The following is a 22,273-nucleotide window of genomic DNA, read 5'->3' on the forward strand; positions in this document are numbered from 1 at the left end:
TCAGAGCTGTGGTTGTGAAAATTTTGAAAAAAAAGCGCAATGAAGTATATTCCAAACAATAATTTGGAAATAAAATTCTTCAGATTTCTGCTTTCTTTAAAAATCATCCGTCAAAATTATAAAAATAATTTAAGTTTTTAGATTAAAGTTTTATTAAAATACTTTAATTGATATGTAGAAGGTATTGAGATTTTGTTACAACTTTTTTAATTATAAAAATCAAAACAATCAATAAGAATTTGTTTTACACCGAGTTTGTCACTCTGCAGGAATCTAAGCAAAGTATTTAATCTTAAATTGTATAGATTCCTGCGGAATAACAAACTGGAAGGTTATTTTTTAAATTAATCCAGCTGAGTTCCCAAATACTCCCATTCCTGCAAAGCAAGATCCAGTTCTTCTTTGGTTTTGTTGTATTTTTCCAACGTTTCTTCAGAAGGATTTTCTTTTGTAAAAGAAGCTTCAAACTCCTCAACTTTTGTTTCAAGCTCAGAAATTTTTTCTTCTACTTTTTTTAATTTATTCTGAATATTTTTCTGCTCCTTACTTACAATGGTTGATGATTGATTGTTGGTTGCCGGTTTTTCTTCAACCTTTTTTTCCTCAACTTTTGGAACTTCGTTGTGAAGTTTTGCCTTTTCTGCAGAAATTTCTCTGATAGATTCTTTTTGTCTGAATTCAAGATATTCGTTGATATCTCCCAAGAATTCTTTCATTTTACCATCACGGAATTCGTAGATTTTATCACAAAGACCTTGTAAGAATTCTCTGTCGTGCGAAATTACGATTAAAGTACCTTCAAATTTTTGAAGAGCTAATTTGATAATTTCCTTAGACTGGATATCCAAGTGGTTCGTAGGTTCGTCCATAATCAACGTGTTGAACGGACGAAGCAACAATTTACAAAGCGCCAGACGGTTTCTTTCCCCTCCGGAAAGCACCTTTGTTTTTTTGTTCACGGCTTCACCTTGGAAAAGGAAAGATCCTAACAAATCACGAACTCTCGGTCTTGTTTCTTCTGTTGCAGCATCTTCGGCTTCTTCCTGAACCGTTTTATTCGGTGTTAAAACTTCCTCCTGATTCTGAGCGAAGTAACCGATATTTACATTATGTCCGAGATTCCAAGAACCTGAATAATCTTTGATATCTCCCGCAAGAATTTTCGCCAATGTCGTTTTTCCCTGTCCATTTTGTCCAAGAAGCGCGATTCTGTCACCTCTCTGAACGATGAAATCTACATCATCAAAAATCTGTTTTTCACCGTAAGATTTCCCAAGATTTTCCGCTTCGAAAATAACTTTTCCAGGAACTTGTGACTGAACGAAACGAATATTGAATTTTGAAACGTCTTCATTATCAACTTCAATACGCTCGATTTTATCTAGTTTTTTAATAAGCGACTGCGCAAAAGAAGCTTTGGTAGCACTTGCACGGAACTTATTAATATTATCTTCCATTTGCTTGATTTCCGCATCCTGATTCTTTTTAGCCTGAATCAGCTTCTCGCGACGGTCTTCACGCATCACCAAATATTTGGAATAATTGGCTTTGTAATCGTCTACTTTTCTGTTATTCACATCAAAAGTACGGTTACAAACTGCCGTCATGAACTGCTTATCGTGACTTACCAAAACGATTGCGCCCGGATAGTCTTTCAGGAAATTTTCCAGCCACATGATCGATTCCATATCCAGGTGGTTGGTCGGCTCATCGAGAAGCATAATGTCGTTCTTTTGAAGAAGCAATTTTGCCAATTCGATTCTCATTCTCCATCCTCCGGAAAATTCATCGGTGATTTTTTGAAAATCATCTGCTTTGAAACCAAGACCAAACAATACTTTTTCCATGTCGCCTTCCAGATTGTAAGCGTCGTGGTTCATTAAAAGATCATTCAGTTCAGTCATCTTATTAATCAAATCTGTGTAAGAATCGCTTTCGTAGTCGGTTCTTGTCGCCATCTGATGGTTGACATCTTCCAATTCATTCTTCCATGCATTAATTTGCTCAAAAGCCTGCATTGTTTCTGCCCAAACCGTTCTTCCCTTTACGAAATCCAAATCCTGCTTTAAGAAACCGATGGTGATATTTCCTTCCGGAACAACGTTTCCTTCGTAGAAAGTAATTTCTCCGGAAAGCATTTTTAATAAAGTGGATTTCCCCGCTCCATTTTTACCGACCAAACCAATTTTATCATCCTTTTTTATCGTGAAATTCACGTTTTGAAACAAATATGTTCCCGAATGATGTAATCCTAAACCTTGAACCGAAAGCATTTTAAATAATGATTAATAGTGAATAATGAATTTTCAGGGTGCAAAAATACGGAAAAAGAAATGAATAGCAGAATTTCATTTTACTGTATCCTCATTGTTTATTTAAATTTCATTTCTCTCTTTATTTCTTGAAAATTTTACATCACATTATTAACATGTGTGAAATTTATTCTCTTTAGTGTGAAAATAACGTTCGTATTTTCATTTATAAGATGTAACTTTACTTTGCAAAAAAACTTGAAACTATGAAAAACAATTTAACAACAGATGAACTAGCGAAGATTGACCAGCTAGAGAACTATTTAATTAAGAAAACCAATCATTTTTTTGGCTATCCCGTTACTTTTGATTTTGATTATTCCTGTCTTTACAAATTCCTGAAATATCCGATGAATAATATTGGTGATTCTTATTATGAGGGAGGTTCTTACCAAATTAACACCCATGATTTTGAACGTGAAGTCATTGATTTTTATGCACAATTATTTAATGCTCCTGAAAATGATTACTGGGGCTATATTACTAACGGAAGTACCGAAGGGAATCTTTATGCCTTGTATTTAACGAAAAGATTATATCCTTCCGGCGTTGTTTATTTTTCTGAAGAATGTCATTACAGTATTGAGAAAAATATTGATCTTTTAAGCTTGAGATCAGAAAAAATTAAAGCTTTAGAAAATGGAGAAATTGATTATTCAGATTTAGAGAAAAAAATTAAAGAGAATAAAACACTTCCCGCCATTCTTATTGCAAATATTGGAACAACTGTAAAAGAAGCCAAAGACGATATTAAAAAAATACAGAAAATACTTAAAATCCATAAAATAAAAGATCATTACATCCATTGTGATGCTGCTTTTTGTGGAAGCTTTGCACAATTTCTCACCCCGAAACCAAGCTTTGATTTCAGTGAAGGTGCAGATTCTATTATTATCAGCGGACATAAATTTATTGGCTCTCCTATTCCATGCGGAATCATCATTGTCCGAAAAAGTAATAAAGAAAAAGTTTCAAACTATGTGAATATTATTGATAGTCTTGATGATACAATTACAGGTTCGCGCAATGCTATTTCAGCACTCTTCATGTGGTATGCTATAAAAACAATTGGAAAAGAAGGTCTAAAAAGCAAATTATTAAAATGCTTAAAATTGACCAGCTATACTTTTGAAAAAATATTAAATTTAGAAGTAAAAGCCTGGAGAAATCCAAATGCCTTAACCATATTAATTCCCCGAGTCAGCAAAAAGCTTCAAAACAAATGGCAAGTGGCAACCCATGGTGAGCTAAGCCATATCATTATAAAGCCTGGGATTACAAAAAATATGATTGATAAATTTCTACTTGACCTCGAAAAAGAATTCAAAATGGATCTTGCTCTTTTGGAATAAAAAAGCTGCTCAAAAAGATGAGCAGCCTTACATGAGTTGGATATGAATTAAGCTAAAGTATGAGCCTTTTAAAAAGTTTTTGGAGTTACTTTTACATGATCTACCGAATTTCCCCCTCGTAGGAATGATGCCAATTCTACAATTCCGTTGCTTGATGCTCCGTAAATTGCGGTGTCGCTTCCGTTGTACATTCCCTGTTTTCCGCCAAACCACCAGTTGTTGCTTGCGCCGCTATGTCCTTGTGCCAAAGCTACATTGTAAAAAGTACAGACTTTTCCTCCTTTAAATTCAAGGACTAATGTTCCGATCATGGCGAAATTCAGTTCTCCGGGATCGTGGTTGAAGGTTGTTCTGTTTGCCGGAACTCTTTGTGAGAACCATTTTGCAACCGTTGAAGATCCTTTTCTACCAATGGAAAAAATAAATTTTCCGTCGCTTCCGCAGCTTGCAGTGAAGCCTACGTAAATGTGTCCTTTTGGATCCTGTCCTTCTGTGATCGAAAATTCGTTTACGGTGAATGATCCTTTTACTAAATTGTTTGAAGCAGTATCGAAATACACTTCGTTGTCTCTATATTCCATGATTTCTATGTTTTTGTGAGTCTGTTTCCAGACATGGTGTTAATGATTTTGTTTTTTTATTCTTTTGAAGCTTCATGTTAAAGAACAATTCAAAGTAACGACGAAAGAGAGAGAAAAGAAACAGTATAAATCACTAATTTTAGACTTAAGTATTTTTACGTTACTTACTAACTATCAAATAACTGAATTTTATTTTTTTTGTAAAGTTTGTCATCCTCAAAGGATCTAAACCTCGTATTAGAAAAAATAATGGAAAGATTCGAGTCTTGATCCTTTCGGATATTTTTTCTAATGTTGATTTAAACATCTACAACCTAGCCCGATTGACGCGGCATCCTTTTTGGTTGCGGGCGGAGCAAAGCGGAGCCCGTAACCAAAAAGATATAGCAGAAAGCGGGAAATAGCTCCTTATTGAGTTTGAGGGTTTAACTGTTGTTTGTTGATTGTTTTTGGAATTTGGTTTTTAGTTTTTTTGATAAAATTAAAACAAGGCACAAAAAAAGAGCTGTCTAACCAGGACAGCTCTACACCTAAATTTAAAACTGAAAAAGTACTAACATTTATTATAAAAATTCTCTTTTATTAATATTGTACGGTTCCAATTATCGTTGTTCGGAATGTTTGTTCCGTAAGCATAATCCACAATAGAATCTTCTATATGATGTATTTCTGATTGTAATTTTGATTCGTTGACATTGTATTGATCGTCCGCATTGCTCGGTACGTTCAAGCCATTGTTAATTAGTTCTGCATGGATTCCTCTCTTTGAGTTCAGCATCAATCCTGAATGATACAATCCAAAATTGGCTGAAATATGAGTATAATCTGCCAGTTTTTCATAGTTATATGTGGGTTTCAGATTCGGAGAAAGATTTTTGATGTAATATTCCAACGCGTCTGAAAGCTCGATTAAATAAGGATGTTCTTCTAGATTAATCTTGAAATTGTTATCTGTAAAATCTGTGTTGAAAACTTTATCCTGCGCATTGGTTTCCGTCAGCATCAGTTTTCCGTAAACTTTTGAAAGTTCGTTGTAAACCAAATCTCTTGAAACGTAAACCTGAGAAAATATTTTTCCTGATTCTATTTTAAAATTCTGTAAAAGCGCTTTCCAAATCTGGTTTCCCTCCGAATCTTTTGCTTTAGATTTTACATTTTCCATATAGGCATTAAGATCGTTTGTTCTCATAATATTTGGCGAAACGTACACAGATTGTGAGCTTTCCAAATATCCACCGCCAACGTCGGCATGAGCACCGGGAACGAAAATTTCTTTCCAAACCGAATTTACCATTTCGGATTTTGTGTCTTCCATGGTTTTGGAGTCTTCAAAAAAGCCTGTTAGTGGGAAAAAATATCGACATTCGTTAATTGCACAAAGATGCAAAGCTCTTTCCGTGCCGGGCAAAACCGTAACATTATAATCGTTGAAAGGAGAAGATTCAACAGTATCGAAAACACCTAGAAATTTTACCTTAATATTTCCTGAAAATTTTGATTCAGTTTTTAATAATTCATAGCAGAAATTTCTCGCCAACATAGAACCTCTGCTAAATCCGTAAACATAAAAATGATATTCTTTTGTGTGATCCTTTACAATTCCTTTCGTGAAAGAAAATGCCGTTTCCAATTTGTCATTGGACGAATATCCTTCGTATCCCACCGGATTCTGGCAAGTAGCCATTGCGAAATCGCTGTCCTCTTTTCCAGTGACAGTCCCGATTCCTTCTACATAAATTTTTTTATCACCATTGAATAGATCAAACAGTTTATAGATATTGGTAATATTACCGTAATAGCTTTCATTGTTTTTCGGAGGTCGTTGGGAGGAAGTTGCGTTCTTCCCGTTGTTTCCGGTTCCGTCGAAGAAAATTCCGACAGAGATTATGTTGCTTTTCATGTCACTTTGTGGTTTTATTTTGATCTTCAACTATTTAATTGAAGCATGATTTTAATGAACTCCTCAAAGTAACGATGAAAAAAAAAGTGAGGTTAGAGTAGAAAGTACTAAATAAAAAATTCCGTATTTCTACGGAATCATATTCTTTCTAGCGGATAAATATTGTTGATGATGGCATATATTACAATTCCAACAGTATTTTTAGCACCGATTTTCTCGACTATTCGCTGTCTGTGGCTTTCCACCGTCCTCGGACTGATGAATAATTTCTCAGCAATTTCGTTATTGGTACATTCCTGACAAATCAGCTTTACAACATCTTTCTCGCGGTCGGAAAGTTCGTCGTCCATTTCGAAAAGCGTGCGTTTTTTTGTCGGACTGTTCATGTAAGAAAAAATCATCTGGTGGTCTTCAGCAGTAAAAAAAATCCCATTCTTGTACACCATCGTAATGGCTTCTATAAAAGCATTTCTATTAGAATTTTTGGGCAAGAAAGCCGCAACTCCCAGCTTTACCATATACCCTAAAATCGTTGTTTTGTAATGCGAAGAAAGGATGATAATTTTAAGATCGGGATATTTTTCCTTTAAAATTTCAACCAGTTCAAAACCATTCATAGGTTGCATTTGTACGTCTACCAAAGCGATATCTGGAAATTCTTCCGGCGAAACACTTTTTAAACTTTCTAAGAAATCCGGTCCATTGTTGGACGTAAGACCTACCGAAATGTTCTGTTCGGAGGATAATAACATTTTTACACCTTCAAGAATTAATTGCTCATCATCAATTAATGCTATTTTGATCTTGGAATTCATTGTGATATGGAATTTTTATAATTAAACGGCTGCCATGATGTAAAATATTTTTCCACTTGTGTGCCGCGTTCATAGATTTTATTCTGGATTCGATGTTTTTGATTCCCATTCCTTTTTTTACGGCTTCGTAATCGAAACTTTCTCCGTTGTCCGAGATTACAACTGCCAAATTGGTATGATTGTCTTTAATATAGATCCAGACTCTTGATGCCTCCGAATGTTTGAGAACATTGGTCGTAAATTCCTGAATAATTCTGTAAAGCTGAACTTCAATAAAAATATCTTTCTTCTGAAATTTCGGACTTACATTTAATGAAATATTTATTCTACCTGATAAATTTGCAATCAATTCTTCAATATAAAGAACCAATCCCACCGTCTCCAGATTCACCGGATACAATGAATGCGAAATGCTTCTCGCAGAATCAATCAAAGAAGACATTTGTGTAGAAATATTTTTTTTGATGATCTCATCTCCTTTTGTATCGAGATTGTTCAGCCATAATGAAAGGATGTTCAGACGATTACCGATGTCATCATGAATCATTACGGCAATTCTTTTCCTTTCCGACTCCTGAGCTTTAATATTTTCTAGAACAAGCCTTTTTTGATGTAAAACTTCCGCTTCGAACTGAGCATTTTTTTCTTTTACAATTCTTTGAATAAAACTCCTGTAAGCAAGCAAAATGAAAGCTACGACGATTGCCAGAACGACGATCAGCGTAATGAAAAAGGTGATATTTAAAGTTATTTCTTTAATCTTAAAAAGGTATAAATAATTGATAAATAAAGGAAGGAACACAAAAGATTATTGACGTTCCAAATAATTTTCGCTTCTTCTGTTCCTAAATTAGCCAACTGACGGAGAAGGAAAAATAAAAAAACAGATAATGCATAATAAAGAAAAATAAAGCTGTCTGCGAGCATAAATCTGTCATTGATTTTGCTGCTTTTAATTTCCATCAGCAAGGCATAACCTGCAAAACATATCACTACAATATTTGAGATTACTTTTTTGATTTCATTCGTTAAAGTATGAGTATCAAAGAAAAGATAACCTGCCAAAATGACAAGTGGAATATACCAATAATACGATATCTTTAATTTCCTTATAAATAAAATTCCCAAAAGCAGAAGCTCTCCGGAAACGTAATAAGGAAAAATAAAATTCAGCTCTTTCATCTTAAAATGATGAAGGGCAATTTTAACATTAGCTTCTATCAAAAAAAGAAAAATGATATAATATACATACCATTTTTCTGTATTTTTAAAAGATTTGTACTTCAAAATTCCAATAATAGCACAAATCGTAAGTAAACTGTTATTGAGATAAAGTATTACGTTGTAAATATCCACAATATATCTAGTTAAAAAATTTCATCTATCCACATAATGGCGGACAAGCCTGTGACCAGTCGTATGTATTCGATGTTGCCTGAATGCTTCCTGTATTTTCAATATCTTCGTAAAAAGAAATGAAAATAAGCGTTGGCAACATTCTCTGATAAACGTCAGAAAATTTTAGTCCAAAAGAACATACAGCATGTGTAAATCCAGGTTTTGAAGGGAGAAGATCCTGCGCAGGCACAAAGAACTTCTTAAATATTCTAGCCCCTTTAAATTCGTCACATTCTCTGTAAAACCAGCTCATGGCTTCAGTTCTCCAGGATTCTATTGCGTCCAGAGCTTTATCCTGTTCCAACATTGGCTGATTAGCGATTGGATAAGACATATTCGAACTGTTATCAACTTGTGTAAGCTCTTTCGAAAGAACTGCGTTTTTTACCAAAACATACTCTTCTGTCTCTGTAAGTGTTAAATCACTTTCCAATTCCTGAAGAGGAGCATAACAGTAGTCATCCATAGGAATTTTTTGACCTGCAGCGTCTAATGGAGCCAGAATAATAATAACCTGATTTTCGTAAAGTCCCATTTCTACACAGAATTTTGGGTTCTCATTTCTTGCGTTCAGCCATTCGATTTCTTCATGTCCTAGGTAGAAAACATAATTGGTAGGGATAAGATTTTGGATTGTTGAATAGTTTCCGCAGTTCATAGACCATCCTTGGATTGCTATGTCGTACTCTTCTCTGCTAAATGTTGCTCTCATAAATTCACGGTAATTTTAGTTGGATAAAATTATATAAACTAAACTACCTGTGCAAGTATCTCACGTATAATTGAATATTAATTAATAATTCCTAACCGTAATATGGTAACAGCTTTGCTGCTTTTCTTTGATGTAATAAATTCTTCCTGCATCATAATAATACTTTAAAACTTTCTCCAGCGCGGCCTCCATTTTAGGATTATATTTTACTACATCATTGAAGCGGATATAAGAAATATCGAAAGAATTACCATAATTATGCGAGCTGATACCCAATGAAGCATTCGAATTTACTCTTCGCAACCTGCATTGATCTTCCAACGTTCTTGTAATTGAAGAAACTGTAAAAGTATGACCTTTGGTTTCCTTGCTGAAACGTGCCCCCATCCTTTCCAACATCAATTTACCTTTGGAAACCATCCAGGCTCTGCTATAATCGAGTTTTTGAACTTTGTAGCCTTTTCCTGATTTTTTTATTTTGTGAAATTTACCGTTGTTAATATATTTTGAAACCGTTTTTGAATCTTTAAGCAATTGAACTCCAAAACTTTTGGAAGCATCTAAGTGCGGTTTGTAAAGCGATGTCGGTTCGACTTTTAAAACGTCTGTAAGATCATAACATGGAAGCATTTTTTTTGCGGTTTGAGAATAATGAGAACCATACATAAAAGACGCAAAAATCACACACAGAAACTTTTTCATTAAAGATGCTTTAAAATTTATAAACGAAAAATAAACATTTATGTTATCAAAATCAACTACAATGCCAACTTGAACAAATATTTTACTAAAAAAATAAAATTGTAAAATTATTAAATTCACAATCTTAAAATGCATAATCATAAAATATTTTTAACCAAATCCTTATTAATTTAATATTTTAATTATAAATTTGAAATACATTTTAAAAATAAACAATATGATAAAAAAACTATTCGCTGAATTTTTCGGCACATTTTGGCTTGTTTTCGGCGGTTGCGGTAGCGCTATCTTCGCTTCGCAAATTGCCCCCGCATCTACTGGACAAGTAGGGATTCTATTAGTTGGCGTTGCCCTGGCTTTTGGACTTACCGTTCTTACTATGGCGTATGCTGTTGGTCATATTTCAGGAGGACATTTCAATCCTGCTGTTTCCTTCGGGTTGCTTGCCGGAGGCAGATTTCCTGCAAAAGATCTTGTTCCTTACATTGTAGCACAATGTGTCGGAGCAATTGTTGCAGCAGGAGCTTTGTACGTAATTCTTTCCGGCTCCGGAACTCCGGATTTTACAGGTCCGGGCGCTTTTGCTACCAATTTTTACGGCGATGCCGTTTATTTTGGTAAAGGATATTCTATGGGAGCAGCATTTTTAGCGGAATTTTTATTAACAGCTTTTTTCCTGATCATCATCATGGGAGCGACAGACTATTACGCTCACAAAAAATTTGCAGGAATAGCAATTGGATTAGCATTAACGTTAATTCACTTAATTTCAATTCCAATCACTAATACATCGGTAAATCCGGCAAGATCACTTTCTCAGGCAGTTTTTGTTGGAGGAAATGCAATTTCCCAACTTTGGTTGTTCTGGGCAGCACCAATTTTAGGAGGTATTGTCGGAGGATTAATCTACAAATATTTACTTCAAAATGCTGTTGAAACTCCTTTGGGAGACTAAAAAAAATAGAAAATATAAAAATAAACCTGTCGGAAAGACAGGTTTTATTTTTTTATATCAAAAGGATTTTTAAAAATCAGCTCTTCATGTTTTCCTTTGATTTCCAGTTTTCGCTGTAATAAATTCAGAGCCATTTTTCGGATGAAGAGATCTTTGTCATTAAGCTTCCAGTAAGAATCTTCATGTACTTTCCGTGGTTTTCGGATCAGATAAAACTCTGTATCCCAAGAATCAACATTGTGGTAGAACTCTATGATGCCGCAATGGTCGGGAATCAGCTCATGATCGACCATTCCCATCGGAAGCAAAAAGCTGAATGCATTACAGACATAATCGCCACAGGAAATTTTGTCGTGCTTTAAAAATTTTTCGCCTGTATTTGAATTGGTGTAAGATTTTTTAAAGTCATTTTTAAAATCACTTTTTGATAGCTTGATTTCAATTTCATGACTGAAACCTTCTGAATCAACGATCAAAATATCAGCTTCCCAATCCGCTTGAAAATGATTAGTCAACACAATTTGCTTCTCAAAATCGCATTGAGAATGGATGAATGCATGAACTAATTCTTCGATTTTTAACACTTTGATTTTTTTGATTTATCTTAATTTTTTAATTGATTTTTGACGCAAAGATCGCTAAGTTTTTTTTGAAAATTTTGTAGATACTTTTTGATCGCAATGGCGTTCACTTAGCAAATGATAGCTGAATTTTAAATTCCAAAACACTCAAACTCTACAATTCCAAAACCCTCCCAAACAAACAAATCAACTTACAAGTAGACTGCAACCTCGGATATCCGAATGATCGATTCTTCCTAAAACCTGAAATTTATTTCCAATTGTTTTTCCTAAATCCTGCGTTGCAATGAACGAGCAAGAATGAACATTAGCCAAATCTATAATGTTTATCGCTCCGGTTCTTCCCTCTTTTTCATAATTGAACGGATCTTCGGCATTTCTTACCATAATTTTCATCCAATTTGGGCATTCATAAATATTTTCACCCAAAGAATAGGCCTGTGAAAGAAGCTCGGTCATCGAATATTCTGAATAAATTTTATGCGTTTTAAAACCTTCCTGTAAAATTTTCAGTAACTCATCTTTTGTCATTTCTTCTTTTCTGCCTTTCATTCCGCCGGTTTCAATTATTGTTAGAGAGTCGGAAAATTTGAGAGTTTTAGAGTTCAAGTCGCAAAAATCCAGGAAATCTAAAAGTGCAAATGAGACTCCGAAAAGAATGACTTTTTTATCTTTTAAAGTATTTAATAATTCAAATAAATCTTCATGATTGTAAAGAAAATATCCGTTTTCCGGCTTAGCAGATTTTTTCATTAAATAATCTACCATATAGATTAAAGACGAGTTTTGTTTTTCAAGATAACTTGGCAAAAGACCTAAAAAAATAAAGTCTTCCGGCTTACCAATAAACTGTTCAAAACTTTTACAAATACTCTTTTCATAGATATTTACATCTGCTATGAAATGTTTAGACAAATTCATCTGTGTCGTTCCCGAGCTTTGAAAAAATAGATCGGTTGTAACATTTTTGTCTAGAATCTGGTGGTTCTTAAACATCTCAATGGGCAGAAAAGGAATTTTTGTTAGACTGTCAATTTCATCAAGATTAATGTTCAGATAATCCACAAAACGCCTGTATATCTCAACATTTTCATATTGATAACGAAAGGTTTTCAATGATGCAGTCAAAAAGTCCTGCTCAGTTTGTATGTCGAATATATTTTCCACTTCTAAAATATTTTAAACTCTTATTATCTCATTTTAAGTAAGTTAATAAAACAAGAATCGTTTTTAAGTTTTTTTTAATATTAAAATTAAAATTTTGGTCAGGTTATTGCAATGAAATATGCGGAATATGGATTAAAAACAAGAGTGAACTTCGGTTCATTCGGAGAATTACCTCTTATGGGGTAATTTTTTTTGTGCTTTCTCCAAACGTTTTCAATTCAAAATCATGTTCAAAAACTCCGTATGTGAAATACGAAATCCAGTCTCCCAAATTGATATATTTCGCCTTTCCTTCTAGATCCAAAACCATTGGAAGATGTCTGTGACCGTAAATAAAATAATCGATATTCTGCGTTTTCAGCTTTTCTTTAGAATAAATAATTAAAAATTCTTTGTCTTCACCCAAAAATTCTTTGTCTTCATCTCCGGAAATCATTTTATTTTTCTGAGACATATACAATGCAATTTTCATCGCAATATCCGGATGCAGCCATTTGAAAAGCCATTGAGCAACAGGATTGGTAAAGACTTTCTTCATTCTTTTATACCCTTTGTCACCTGGTCCCAAACCATCTCCGTGAGCCAGTAGAAACTGCTTCCCGCCCATTTCGAAATATTGTTTTTTGTAGAAAACCGTACATCCTATTTCTTCTTCCAAATAATCTTTCATCCAAAGATCATGGTTTCCGACAAAAAAATAAATATGAATTCCACGGTCTTTCAATTCAGCAATTTTTCCTAGAACACGAACATATCCTTTGGGAATTACGTGTTTCCATTCGTGCCAGAAATCAAACAAATCACCCATCAAAAACAAAACCTGAGCATCATGCTTGATCTCGTCCATCCAACGGATAAATCGCTCTTCGCGCACCTTACTTTCCTTTGGATTGGGCGCACCAAAATGCTGATCTGAAGCGAAATATACTTTTTTTCCAGGTTCTAAATTGATGGTTGTTTTAAGCACCGTTCTAAGTTTTATTGAGTAAATTACTGATTATCTTCCGCAAACCACTCTCCGTAAGAGTTTTCCGTTTCGTGAAGTTTAAGATAGGCCAAAGAAATTCCTTCCGGAAGCTTCGATTTTATTTTGGCTGCGATGGCGTACAACATATTTTCGCAAGTTGGCTGAAAAGTGCAATAAATCACTTTATGCCCCTGCTCTTCAAGAGAATCTCCCAACTCTTTATGAGGTGAAAGTCCGTTGACCAAAACTGCATGATCCCAAACATCCACAATCTCGGATTTTACGATACTTTTGATATCTCCAAAATCAACCACCATCCCATTTTTAGGGTTTTCCAAATCATTTATCGGTTTCCCTTTCACTGTTACAAACAGCTTATAGGAATGTCCATGCATATTTTTACATTTTCCATCATAGTTGTACAAAACGTGAGCGGTTTCGAATGTAAAAATTTTTGTAATACGTATCATAGTGCAAAGATAAGGAATTTGGTTTGAGTTTAATATTGTCCTATTTGAAAGTAAAAATCAAAGATTGGGTTAAAATATATCTTTTTGTTTAACGTTATTCAATCATGAAAAAAACTATAATCCTGTTCTCAATATTAATTTACTCTTTGTTCACTGCTCAAAAAAGACAATTCTGGACTTATCCTGATCTTGAAAAGAAAATCGGACAACATTTTCCCATAGAGAATTATAAAAATCAGAAAGGTGAAAATTTTAAGTCTGATGAATTAAGAGGAAAAATGACTTTAATTAATTTTTGGTCAACGACTTGTGAACCTTGTATTAAAGAGCTTCCGTACTTAAATAAATTGAAAGAAACTTTAAACGAAAAAGCCAATTTTATTGCCATTACTCAAGATAGCAATGAAAAGGTAAAAAAGTTTTTAACAAACCATACGTTTAATTTTCAACACATTACAAATTCTATTTCGGAATTGAAATCTTATTTTCCTGTTTTAAGAAATCCAATGACCTTTATTGTTGATAAAAACGGAAATATCAAGGAAATAACAGATGTTATTGATGAAACTAAATTTGACACGATTGCAAAAATTTTAAGTGAATAATTAATTACAATTTATCTAGCCAATCACTTTCCAATCGTTTAATTCTTTGCGTTTCTTTATCCACAAAAACCCAAAGCGTTAAAGAATCCACTACCAATATATCATTGCAATAAAATTCAACTTTTCGGGGCTGACGAATGCCTTCCGGAGCTTTCGGATACGTTTTAATGGTAATAATATCTCCTAAATATACCTGCTTTTTATATTGAATATGATGATCGAGAAGCATCCAGATATCGTTTGGAAAATCGGTTTTATGTTTTACAAAATCCCAATGTTCACCTGCAATTTCTTCAACCCAATGAACGTATTGAACATTATTTACGTGATTATTTCCATCAATATGCTGCTCCTTAACCTGTATTTGCTTTTCAAAAATCAAACTCATCTTCTTCAAATATTTACTCAAAAATAGGACTTAAAAAATAAAACCTCCTCAAAATCGAGAAGGTCTTAACAATTAAATTTATTTAAAATGGAACTTTTTGGTGTTTTCTTGTTTGATTTGTTGGAAAATGCAAAGGCACAAGGATATTTAAACTTTATGTTTTAAGACGCAAAGATGTTATCTTCGATGAAATTTAACTGTAAATAATTAAAATCTTTGATTTTATTGCGACTTAAAAACAAAATGAATTTCATAAAACTTTGTGCCTTTGTGAAATTCCAACAGATTATTTTTTAATTAATTATTTTAATGAAATTGCGCTGTCTCCGTAGAATCTTTCATCGCAACTGTTGCTGAAGAACCACCTGTCACAATATTCTGAACCTCATCAAAATATCCCGTTCCGACAAAAGACTGATGTTTCACCGCTCTGAAACCACGCTTCTGTAAAGCAAATTCACGTTCCTGCAATTCGGAATAACCTGCCATTCCTTTTTCTTTGTAAGCTAAAGCCAATTCGAACATCGCCGTATTCAAAGCGTGGAAACCTGCCAATGTGATGAACTGGAATTTGTACCCCATTTTTGCCAACTCTTCACGGAAATTCAACATCTCGTCAACAGAAAGCTTGGCAGCCCAGTTGAAAGAAGGCGAACAATTGTAAGCCAACATTTTATCCGGAAATTTCGCATGAATTCCTTCGGCAAATTTTCTTGCCTGTTCCAAATCGGGATTTGAAGTTTCCATCCAAATCAAATCTGCGTAAGGTGCGTAAGACAAACCGCGATCAATTCCCTGCTCCACTCCGTTTTTCACCACATAAAAACCTTCGGAAGTTCTTTCGCCGGTAACAAATTTTTTATCTCTGTCATCTATGTCTGAAGTCAGTAAATCTGCTGCATCTGCGTCTGTTCTTGCAATAATTAAAGTCGGAACTCCCAAAACATCTGCTGCCAAACGGGCTGAAATCAGTTTATTAATCGCTTCCTGAGTAGGAACCAAAACTTTCCCACCCAAATGACCGCATTTTTTTGCAGAAGACAACTGATCTTCAAAATGTACCGCCGCAGCTCCGGCTTCAATCATTTGTTTCATTAATTCATAAGCGTTTAAATTTCCGCCAAAACCGGCTTCCGCATCGGCAATGATGGGTACTAAATATTCTTTTTCTCCACCTCCATTTACAGATTGAATCTGGTCTGCTCTCAATAAAGCGTTATTTATTTTTTTGACAACAGAAGGCACCGAATTCGCAGGATACAGCGATTGATCGGGATACATTTCACCGGACAAATTCGCATCTGCAGCAACCTGCCATCCTGAAAGATAAATTGCTTCCAGACCTGCATCAACTTCCTGTACAGCCTGATTTCCCGTTAAAGCACCCAATCCTGCAACGAAATCCTGAGTATTTAATTTGTTCCAGAATTTTTTCGACATTTCAGTCGCAATAGTGTAATCTAATTGATATGAACCACGAAGCTTCAATACTTCTTCGGCTGTGTAAGGTCTTTTCACCCCTTTCCAACGTGGATTTTCCAGCCAGTCTTTTTCTATTTCCCGGATTTGTTCTTGTTTTGTTTTCATACTATTTTTGGTTTAGTTAATTGATATTTATTGTTGGTTGATAGTTTCTTGTTGTTAGTTTTTAGTTGATCGTTTTTAAAATCCGTAGACACTACAACGCTCTCATCCTAAAACACTAAAACACTTCCACTCAAATAAAAGGATAAGCTTTTAAGGTTAAAAATTCAGCAAAATTTTCACAGAAAATCAGTTCATTGAAAAGTTCTTTTGAAAGATTAAATTTTCCATTTTTGAATCTTTCTGCACCTACATATTTTTCGATACGTTCCATTTCTTCGAATTCCCATTGAAGGATCATTTCACGAGTTAACGTACGATCATCACCTAAAACCGCTTCATTTTTCAGCCATTGCCAAATTTGTGTTCTTGAAATTTCGGCTGTGGCTGCGTCTTCCATTAAATTATAAATCGCTGCCGCTCCAATTCCCATTAACCAAGATTCAATGTAAAGAATTCCAACATTGATGTTTTTTCGGACACCTTGTTCAGTAATTTCACCTTTTGGAATTTCCAATAAATCTTTTTCTGTAATTTGATATTCAAACTTTTTATTAATCTGATTTTTCTCAGGCATAAACTGATCGAAAATATCTTTTGCCACCGAAACCAAAGCCGGATGCGCCACCCAAGTTCCGTCGTGACCGTTTTTCACTTCTCGTTCTTTATCGTTTCTCACCTTTCCGAAAGCCTGACTGTTCGCTTCATAATCATTTTTAATCGGAATTTGTGCCGCCATTCCACCAATTGCATGAACATTTCTTTTATGGCAAACTTCAATTACACGTTTTGAATAGGCACTCATAAACGGTGAAGTCATCGTCACCTGATCGCGGTCGGGAACTATAAATTCTGGCAGGTTTCTGAATTTTTTAATAAATGAAAAAATATAATCCCAACGTCCGCAATTCAGACCGGAGCTGTGTTCTTTTAATTCAAATAAAATTTCATCGATTTGAAAAGAAGCTGTAATTGTTTCGACCAAAACCGTTGCTTTGATGGTTCCTTGAGGAATTCCAAGATAATTTTGCGAAAAAACAAAAACGTCATTCCACCAACGGGCTTCTTTGTAATGTTCTAATTTTGGTAGATAAAAGTATGTCCCGCTTCCATTTTCCATCAACTGTTTTATATTTCTAAAAAAGTAAATTCCAAAATCAATCAGTGAAGCCGAAGTCTGTTCATCATTAATTTCAATATGCTTTTCATTTAAGTGCAGACCTCGCGGACGAACCAGCAGAACAGCAGTTTTGTCATTCAATTGATATGATTTTCCCTGCTCATTCGTAAAATCTATCTTTCTGTTGATGGCATCCGAAAGATTGATTTGCCCTTCTATGCAGTTTTTCCAGGTTGGAGAATTGCTGTCTTCAAAATCTGCCATGAAAGTTGAAGCACCGGAATTTAAAGCATTAATAATCATTTTTCGGTCAACAGGACCGGTAATTTCTACTCTCCTATCCAACAAATCTTCGGGAAGAGGACCGCAAACCCAATTTCCCGTTCTAATTTCTTCAGTTTCAGGAAAAAATTTTGGCAAAATACCTTTATCAAATTCCTGTTGAGTGTTTTTTCTTTCTTCTAAGAGCTCTAGTCTTTTTAAATTAAAATTTTGATGAAGCTCTACCAAAAAATCGATTAAATCATTGGTAAAAACTCCCTCAAACTGTTGTTGAGCTTTGATTTTCAATTGAGTTTTGGTTTCCATATCATTTTGATTTTGTAATTCAACATTACAAACCTAAATAAAAATTTTCACATATAGCGAACGTTCGCTAAATTTATTTTTAAAATTATTATGCGAAAAATCGCTTCTAAATATTATATTTGAATTATGAATTCTGACAGTGACTTTATCAAAACGGTTTTCGGATTGAAACTAAAACAACAAAGACAAAAGAAAAATTGGTCTTTGCAAGACCTTGCTGTGAAAACAGGTTTATCAAAATCTTACCTGAATGAAATTGAAAACGGGAAAAAATATCCTAAACATGATAAAATCATTCAGCTTTCAGATGCTTTGAACTGCACCTTTGATGATTTGGTTTCAACAAAACTGGATAAAAGTTTGGCTCCTTTCAATGAAATTTTGCAATCTGATTTTTTTAAAGAAATCCCTCTAGAACTTTTCGGAATTAATAAAAATAACCTCATCAGCATCATTAGTGATGCACCAAAAAAGGTGACGGCATTTATCAACGCTCTGATTGAAATTTCGCAAAATTATAATTTAGGAAAAGAGAGATTCTATTTTGCTGTTTTGCGTTCGTTTCAGGAATTGTATGATAATTATTTTCCGGAGATTGAAGATAAAGTTTTACAGTTTGCCGACAAGAATCAATTAAAAATCGGTAAAAATCTACGATCCGATATTTTAGAAAAGATTTTGACTGAAAAATTTAATTATAAAATTCAATCTGAAGATTTTGAGCTATATGGAACATTGGATAATCTTCGTTCATTGTTTATTCCCGAAAAGAAATTATTGCTTTTAAACAGAAAATTGGAACAAGATCAAAAGACTTTTATCCTGTCTAAAGAAATAGGCTTTAATGTTCTGGAACTAAAAGTACGTCCAAACACCTATTCATGGCTGGATTTTGGAAGTTTTGAAGAAATTTTAAATAATTTTTACGCTTCATATTTCGCCGGGGCACTTCTAATTTCCAAAGAAAAAACGATTGAAAAAACTTCAGAATTTTTCCTTCAAAACGACTGGCAACCAAGTAATTTCGAAAATCTAATTGAAAGTTTTACCCATTCGCCTGAAACATTTTACTATCGTTTGACGAATGTACTTTCTTCGGAATTAGGGATTAAGGATTTGTTTTATTTATGTTTAGTTAAAAAGAAAAACTCAGATAAAATACAGATTTTAAAGGAATTACATTTAAATCACCAACAAGCTCCACATGCAAATGCAACCAACGAACACTATTGCAGGAGATGGATTGCCGTAAAAAACCTTCATCATTTAAAAGAAAATGAAACCCTGACAGATGCACAGATTTCACATTATAAAGATCAGGGATTCAGTTATCTTGTGATTTCAACTTCGCAAAAAAATCCGTTTTCCGACGGAAGTAACCGAAGTTACTGTTTAGGGATTTTATTGAATTCCCAAACAATTAAAAAAATTAATTTCATTAAATCTCCAACTTTAAAAACAATAAACGTTGGTGTAACATGCGAATCCTGCAGTATTGCGGATTGCGAAGTGAGACAGGCTCCGCCGATCCGTCTGGAAAAGGAGTATTTTAATTCAAATATGAAAAATGCGATTGAAAGGATTCGGAAGGGTTTTTGATTTCTCGCTTTGAGGTTGGAAGATGGAAGATGAAAGTTTAATGCTTTAAGAATATTTTTACACAGAGACGTTTGAATATGTTGAATTTAAAAACGTAATGTTTAAAACTTCTATTTTCAAGCTTCCAACTTCCAGCCAAAATACTTATCTTCGCTCTACACAACACACAAATGATTTTAGACTTACTTTTCCCGAATCGTTGCCTTAACTGCAACCAGATTATTGATGGCAACCTGATTGTCTGTAATCTCTGTTTTAAACAAATTCATTTTACACACGACCATTATTTTGATGACAGTTTCATTAAAGAAAAATGCAAATTGTTGTTTCCAATTGAAAATACTTTTGCATTGATGCAGTTTTCTAAGGAAAATTTAAGCCGGAAAATCATCCATACATTAAAATATAAAAACAGAGAAAAAGTTGGGAAAGTTATTGCCGAATGGACAGCAGAAAGGCTGAATTTTCAGGAAGCAAAACCAGATTTGCTTGTAACTGTTCCGCTACATCCGAAAAAATTAAAGGAAAGAGGTTATAATCAGTTGCATTTATTCGCTGAAACCTTGTCGGAATTTTATACAATTCCTTTTGATCATGATTTAATAAAAAGAAATCATTATTCTAAAGCTCAGGCTTTGAAAGATAAGCAACATCGTCTGGAAACCGAAAACACGTTTTCTATTACCAAAAATATTTCAGGAAAACATATTCTTTTGATTGATGATGTTTTTACAACCGGAAATACACTCGCCTCGATCGCATGGGAAATTTTGAAATCAGGAGACAATAAAGTGAGCGTTCTTGTAATGGCGGTTGACGTATAGTTAGTTATGATTTTTAAGTTATGAATTATGAGTCTTAATTACAAAGCGCTTATCTTTCAGCATTCAAATCTTTTCTTTAATTTTCCGTCAAACAAATAATTATGCTGAATCTCATTTTATTGCATGGAGCTTTAGGTCACAATGATATTTTTAAACCTTTTAAAGAAGAACTTTCAAAATATTTTACCATTCACACGCCCTTATTTTCAGGGCATGGAAATTTGGAAATTCCTTCAAATGGAATTACGATAGAAAAATATACACAGGAATTAAAAGAATTCATTGAAAAAGAAAACTTAAATGATATCTATATTTTCGGTCACAGCATGGGTGGTTATGTTGCGCTTTGTTATGCTTTGCAGGATTCTTCAAAGCTAAATTCAATCATGACTTTGGGAACAAAATTCGATTGGACGGAAGATCAGGCTTCAAAGGAAAGTAAAATGCTGAATCCAGATGTGATTGCAGAAAAAATTCCAAAATATGCTGAATTATTGGAAGCCCAACACGGTTCTAAATGGAGAAAATTATTACCCGAAATTGCAGAAATGATGATTTCTTTGGGTAAAAATCCACCCTTGAAAGGAAATTTATCAACAATCAATACTCCAGTGCAAATTATGGTTGGAGATCAGGATAATATGGTGACGCTTGAGCAAAGCATTGAAGTTTACAGAAGTCTTCCAAATGCAAAATTGGCCGTACTCCCCGAGACAAAACATCCTTTGGATAAAGTACGACAAAGTTTATTGTTGAATTTGATGAAAGATTTTTGGAGTCTTTCTTAGATTATATTTTTTAACGCAAAGAGCGCAAAGATTTTTTCAACTACTATTTGTTTTAATTTCGCAAAGGCGTTTCACTTAACAAAGAACACGAAGATTATTTTAAATTTGCTTTAAATTATCTCTGAAGTTTTTCGCCGTAACTCAAATCTCCGGCATCTCCCAATCCTGGTGTGATGTAACCTTTTGAAGTAAGTTGTTCGTCGATCGCTCCTACCCAAATTTTCGCATTTGGATATGCTTTTTCGATGGTTTCGACACCTTGTTTTGAAGCGATGGCTGCAACGATATGAAGTTGAGTTGGGTTTCCGTTGGTTAATAAATCTTTGATGGCTTCAATTAAAGAAGCGCCAGTTGCTAACATTGGATCCGCGACGATTAAAGGTCTTCCGTCGATATTTGGGCAAGTTAAATAATCTTGTTTGATCGAAAAATAATCGTTCGCATCATGTTTTCTATAAGCTGCTACGAAACCACAATCTGCTCTGTCAAAATAATTTAAAATCCCTTGAAATAATGGAACTCCTGCTCTCAATATAGTTGTAATAACGGGTTGAACTGCAATTTCCTTTGCTTTGATTGTATCTAAAGGGGTCTGAATTTCAATATCTTTTTGTTCTAAACTTTTACTGATCTCGAAAGCTGCAATTTCTCCGATTCTCTCCATATTTCTGCGGAATCTCATTCTGTCATGCTGAATTTCTACATTCCTCAATTCGTTGATCCAGGAGTTTACTAAAGAAAATTGTTCTGATAAAACGATTGTGTTCATTATTTTGAAATAACTTTTTAGGTTTAATTTTAATTTTTTGAAGAACTATTTTTTAACGCAAAGGTCGCTAAGATTTTTTTTGACTACTATTCGTTT

The 22,273-nt window shown here is 34.1% G+C and carries 22 protein-coding genes; 6 read left to right on the plus strand and 16 right to left on the minus strand.

The genetic code is table 11. The annotated features are described in order from the left end of the window. Positions 1 to 344: 344 nt before the first annotated feature. Positions 345 to 2,273, minus strand: a complete 1,929-nt coding sequence (locus tag ACKX2A_RS07525; protein WP_415328762.1) for an ABC-F family ATP-binding cassette domain-containing protein — start codon at positions 2,271 to 2,273, stop codon at positions 345 to 347. Positions 2,274 to 2,518: 245 nt separating this feature from the next. Between ACKX2A_RS07525 and ACKX2A_RS07530 the strand changes: the two genes are divergently transcribed. Further along, positions 2,519 to 3,664: a histidine decarboxylase gene (locus tag ACKX2A_RS07530; RefSeq protein ID WP_415328763.1), complete on the plus strand. Its 1,146-nt coding sequence runs from the start codon at positions 2,519 to 2,521 to the stop codon at positions 3,662 to 3,664. A gap of 68 nt (positions 3,665 to 3,732) precedes the next feature. Here ACKX2A_RS07530 and ACKX2A_RS07535 read toward each other — a convergent pair whose 3' ends face one another. The 7 genes from ACKX2A_RS07535 to ACKX2A_RS07565 form a co-directional block, all read right to left on the minus strand. After that, positions 3,733 to 4,245 (minus strand): hypothetical protein, encoded by a 513-nt coding sequence (locus ACKX2A_RS07535; protein WP_415328764.1) that lies wholly within the window; start codon positions 4,243 to 4,245, stop codon positions 3,733 to 3,735. Positions 4,246 to 4,798: 553 nt separating this feature from the next. Continuing rightward, positions 4,799 to 6,145, minus strand: a complete 1,347-nt coding sequence (locus tag ACKX2A_RS07540) for a T6SS phospholipase effector Tle1-like catalytic domain-containing protein (RefSeq protein WP_415328765.1) — start codon at positions 6,143 to 6,145, stop codon at positions 4,799 to 4,801. A 137-nt stretch (positions 6,146 to 6,282) separates the two neighbouring features. Further along, complete coding sequence (locus tag ACKX2A_RS07545; protein ID WP_415328766.1) at positions 6,283 to 6,960, minus strand: response regulator; 678 nt, start codon at positions 6,958 to 6,960, stop codon at positions 6,283 to 6,285. Then, positions 6,929 to 7,762 (minus strand): sensor histidine kinase, encoded by an 834-nt coding sequence (locus tag ACKX2A_RS07550; RefSeq protein WP_415328767.1) that lies wholly within the window; start codon positions 7,760 to 7,762, stop codon positions 6,929 to 6,931. The genes ACKX2A_RS07545 and ACKX2A_RS07550 overlap by 32 nt, the downstream gene beginning before the upstream one ends. Then, entirely contained in the window at positions 7,708 to 8,316 is a 609-nt protein-coding gene (locus tag ACKX2A_RS07555; RefSeq protein ID WP_415328768.1) for a hypothetical protein, read from the minus strand. Before ACKX2A_RS07555 ends, ACKX2A_RS07550 begins: the two co-directional genes overlap by 55 nt. Before the next feature lie 25 nt (positions 8,317 to 8,341). Further along, positions 8,342 to 9,070, minus strand: a complete 729-nt coding sequence (locus ACKX2A_RS07560; RefSeq protein WP_415328769.1) for a hypothetical protein — start codon at positions 9,068 to 9,070, stop codon at positions 8,342 to 8,344. 81 nt (positions 9,071 to 9,151) lie between these two features. Next, positions 9,152 to 9,772, minus strand: a complete 621-nt coding sequence (locus ACKX2A_RS07565; RefSeq protein WP_415328770.1) for a DUF5715 family protein — start codon at positions 9,770 to 9,772, stop codon at positions 9,152 to 9,154. 220 nt (positions 9,773 to 9,992) lie between these two features. Here ACKX2A_RS07565 and aqpZ point away from each other — a divergent pair, with 220 nt between their 5' ends. Continuing rightward, positions 9,993 to 10,727, plus strand: coding sequence for an aquaporin Z (gene aqpZ / locus ACKX2A_RS07570; protein ID WP_415329428.1), 735 nt, complete (start codon positions 9,993 to 9,995; stop codon positions 10,725 to 10,727). A gap of 44 nt (positions 10,728 to 10,771) precedes the next feature. Here aqpZ and ACKX2A_RS07575 read toward each other — a convergent pair whose 3' ends face one another. The 4 genes from ACKX2A_RS07575 to ACKX2A_RS07590 all read right to left on the minus strand — a co-directional run bounded on the left by ACKX2A_RS07575 (position 10,772) and on the right by ACKX2A_RS07590 (position 13,912). Next, positions 10,772 to 11,311 (minus strand): hypothetical protein, encoded by a 540-nt coding sequence (locus tag ACKX2A_RS07575; RefSeq protein ID WP_415328771.1) that lies wholly within the window; start codon positions 11,309 to 11,311, stop codon positions 10,772 to 10,774. A gap of 183 nt (positions 11,312 to 11,494) precedes the next feature. Beyond that, positions 11,495 to 12,475: an acyl transferase gene (locus ACKX2A_RS07580; protein ID WP_415328772.1), complete on the minus strand. Its 981-nt coding sequence runs from the start codon at positions 12,473 to 12,475 to the stop codon at positions 11,495 to 11,497. A 175-nt stretch (positions 12,476 to 12,650) separates the two neighbouring features. Further along, complete coding sequence (locus ACKX2A_RS07585) at positions 12,651 to 13,442, minus strand: UDP-2,3-diacylglucosamine diphosphatase (RefSeq protein WP_415328773.1); 792 nt, start codon at positions 13,440 to 13,442, stop codon at positions 12,651 to 12,653. Between the two features lie 23 nt (positions 13,443 to 13,465). After that, a complete protein-coding gene (locus ACKX2A_RS07590; protein WP_415328774.1) occupies positions 13,466 to 13,912 on the minus strand; it encodes a 6-pyruvoyl trahydropterin synthase family protein in 447 nt (148 codons plus the stop codon). A gap of 104 nt (positions 13,913 to 14,016) precedes the next feature. Here ACKX2A_RS07590 and ACKX2A_RS07595 point away from each other — a divergent pair, with 104 nt between their 5' ends. Then, positions 14,017 to 14,517 carry a TlpA family protein disulfide reductase gene (locus ACKX2A_RS07595; RefSeq protein WP_415328775.1) on the plus strand — a complete coding sequence of 167 codons (501 nt, stop codon included), beginning with the start codon at positions 14,017 to 14,019 and terminating at the stop codon, positions 14,515 to 14,517. Between the two features lie 4 nt (positions 14,518 to 14,521). Here the strand turns inward: ACKX2A_RS07595 and ACKX2A_RS07600 are convergent, their stop codons facing one another. The 3 genes from ACKX2A_RS07600 to aceB all read right to left on the minus strand — a co-directional run bounded on the left by ACKX2A_RS07600 (position 14,522) and on the right by aceB (position 18,197). Further along, a complete protein-coding gene (locus ACKX2A_RS07600) occupies positions 14,522 to 14,905 on the minus strand; it encodes an acyl-CoA thioesterase (RefSeq protein ID WP_415328776.1) in 384 nt (127 codons plus the stop codon). Between the two features lie 306 nt (positions 14,906 to 15,211). After that, complete coding sequence (gene aceA, locus ACKX2A_RS07605) at positions 15,212 to 16,492, minus strand: isocitrate lyase (RefSeq protein WP_415328777.1); 1,281 nt, start codon at positions 16,490 to 16,492, stop codon at positions 15,212 to 15,214. Positions 16,493 to 16,622: 130 nt separating this feature from the next. Beyond that, a complete protein-coding gene (gene aceB / locus ACKX2A_RS07610; protein ID WP_415328778.1) occupies positions 16,623 to 18,197 on the minus strand; it encodes a malate synthase A in 1,575 nt (524 codons plus the stop codon). 126 nt (positions 18,198 to 18,323) lie between these two features. Here aceB and ACKX2A_RS07615 point away from each other — a divergent pair, with 126 nt between their 5' ends. The 3 genes from ACKX2A_RS07615 (at position 18,324) to ACKX2A_RS07625 (ending at position 21,408) form a co-directional block, all read left to right on the plus strand. Further along, positions 18,324 to 19,796, plus strand: a complete 1,473-nt coding sequence (locus tag ACKX2A_RS07615; protein ID WP_415328779.1) for a helix-turn-helix domain-containing protein — start codon at positions 18,324 to 18,326, stop codon at positions 19,794 to 19,796. A gap of 170 nt (positions 19,797 to 19,966) precedes the next feature. After that, entirely contained in the window at positions 19,967 to 20,620 is a 654-nt protein-coding gene (locus ACKX2A_RS07620; protein ID WP_415328780.1) for a ComF family protein, read from the plus strand. Between the two features lie 101 nt (positions 20,621 to 20,721). Further along, complete coding sequence (locus ACKX2A_RS07625) at positions 20,722 to 21,408, plus strand: alpha/beta fold hydrolase (protein ID WP_415328781.1); 687 nt, start codon at positions 20,722 to 20,724, stop codon at positions 21,406 to 21,408. A gap of 115 nt (positions 21,409 to 21,523) precedes the next feature. On the opposite strand, the gene upp is transcribed toward ACKX2A_RS07625, so the two are convergent. Beyond that, positions 21,524 to 22,177 carry a uracil phosphoribosyltransferase gene (upp, locus tag ACKX2A_RS07630; RefSeq protein WP_415328782.1) on the minus strand — a complete coding sequence of 218 codons (654 nt, stop codon included), beginning with the start codon at positions 22,175 to 22,177 and terminating at the stop codon, positions 21,524 to 21,526. Between the last annotated feature and the right edge of the window lie 96 nt (positions 22,178 to 22,273).

Origin of the sequence: Chryseobacterium sp. MMS23-Vi53 (genome assembly GCF_047651245.1) — a bacterium.
GTDB lineage: Bacteria > Bacteroidota > Bacteroidia > Flavobacteriales > Weeksellaceae > Chryseobacterium.

Coding starts and splice junctions, on each gene's coding strand:
- ACKX2A_RS07595 (WP_415328775.1), top strand. CDS start 14,017: ATGAAAAAAACTATAATCCTGTTCTCAATATTAATTTACTCTTTGTTC.
- ACKX2A_RS07525 (WP_415328762.1), bottom strand. CDS start 2,273: ATGCTTTCGGTTCAAGGTTTAGGATTACATCATTCGGGAACATATTTG.
- aceB (WP_415328778.1), bottom strand. CDS start 18,197: ATGGAAACCAAAACTCAATTGAAAATCAAAGCTCAACAACAGTTTGAG.
- ACKX2A_RS07540 (WP_415328765.1), bottom strand. CDS start 6,145: ATGAAAAGCAACATAATCTCTGTCGGAATTTTCTTCGACGGAACCGGA.
- ACKX2A_RS07620 (WP_415328780.1), top strand. CDS start 19,967: ATGATTTTAGACTTACTTTTCCCGAATCGTTGCCTTAACTGCAACCAG.
- ACKX2A_RS07600 (WP_415328776.1), bottom strand. CDS start 14,905: ATGAGTTTGATTTTTGAAAAGCAAATACAGGTTAAGGAGCAGCATATT.
- ACKX2A_RS07535 (WP_415328764.1), bottom strand. CDS start 4,245: ATGGAATATAGAGACAACGAAGTGTATTTCGATACTGCTTCAAACAAT.
- ACKX2A_RS07530 (WP_415328763.1), top strand. CDS start 2,519: ATGAAAAACAATTTAACAACAGATGAACTAGCGAAGATTGACCAGCTA.
- upp (WP_415328782.1), bottom strand. CDS start 22,177: ATGAACACAATCGTTTTATCAGAACAATTTTCTTTAGTAAACTCCTGG.
- ACKX2A_RS07565 (WP_415328770.1), bottom strand. CDS start 9,772: ATGAAAAAGTTTCTGTGTGTGATTTTTGCGTCTTTTATGTATGGTTCT.
- ACKX2A_RS07625 (WP_415328781.1), top strand. CDS start 20,722: ATGCTGAATCTCATTTTATTGCATGGAGCTTTAGGTCACAATGATATT.
- ACKX2A_RS07590 (WP_415328774.1), bottom strand. CDS start 13,912: ATGATACGTATTACAAAAATTTTTACATTCGAAACCGCTCACGTTTTG.
- ACKX2A_RS07560 (WP_415328769.1), bottom strand. CDS start 9,070: ATGAGAGCAACATTTAGCAGAGAAGAGTACGACATAGCAATCCAAGGA.
- ACKX2A_RS07545 (WP_415328766.1), bottom strand. CDS start 6,960: ATGAATTCCAAGATCAAAATAGCATTAATTGATGATGAGCAATTAATT.
- ACKX2A_RS07615 (WP_415328779.1), top strand. CDS start 18,324: ATGAATTCTGACAGTGACTTTATCAAAACGGTTTTCGGATTGAAACTA.
- aceA (WP_415328777.1), bottom strand. CDS start 16,492: ATGAAAACAAAACAAGAACAAATCCGGGAAATAGAAAAAGACTGGCTG.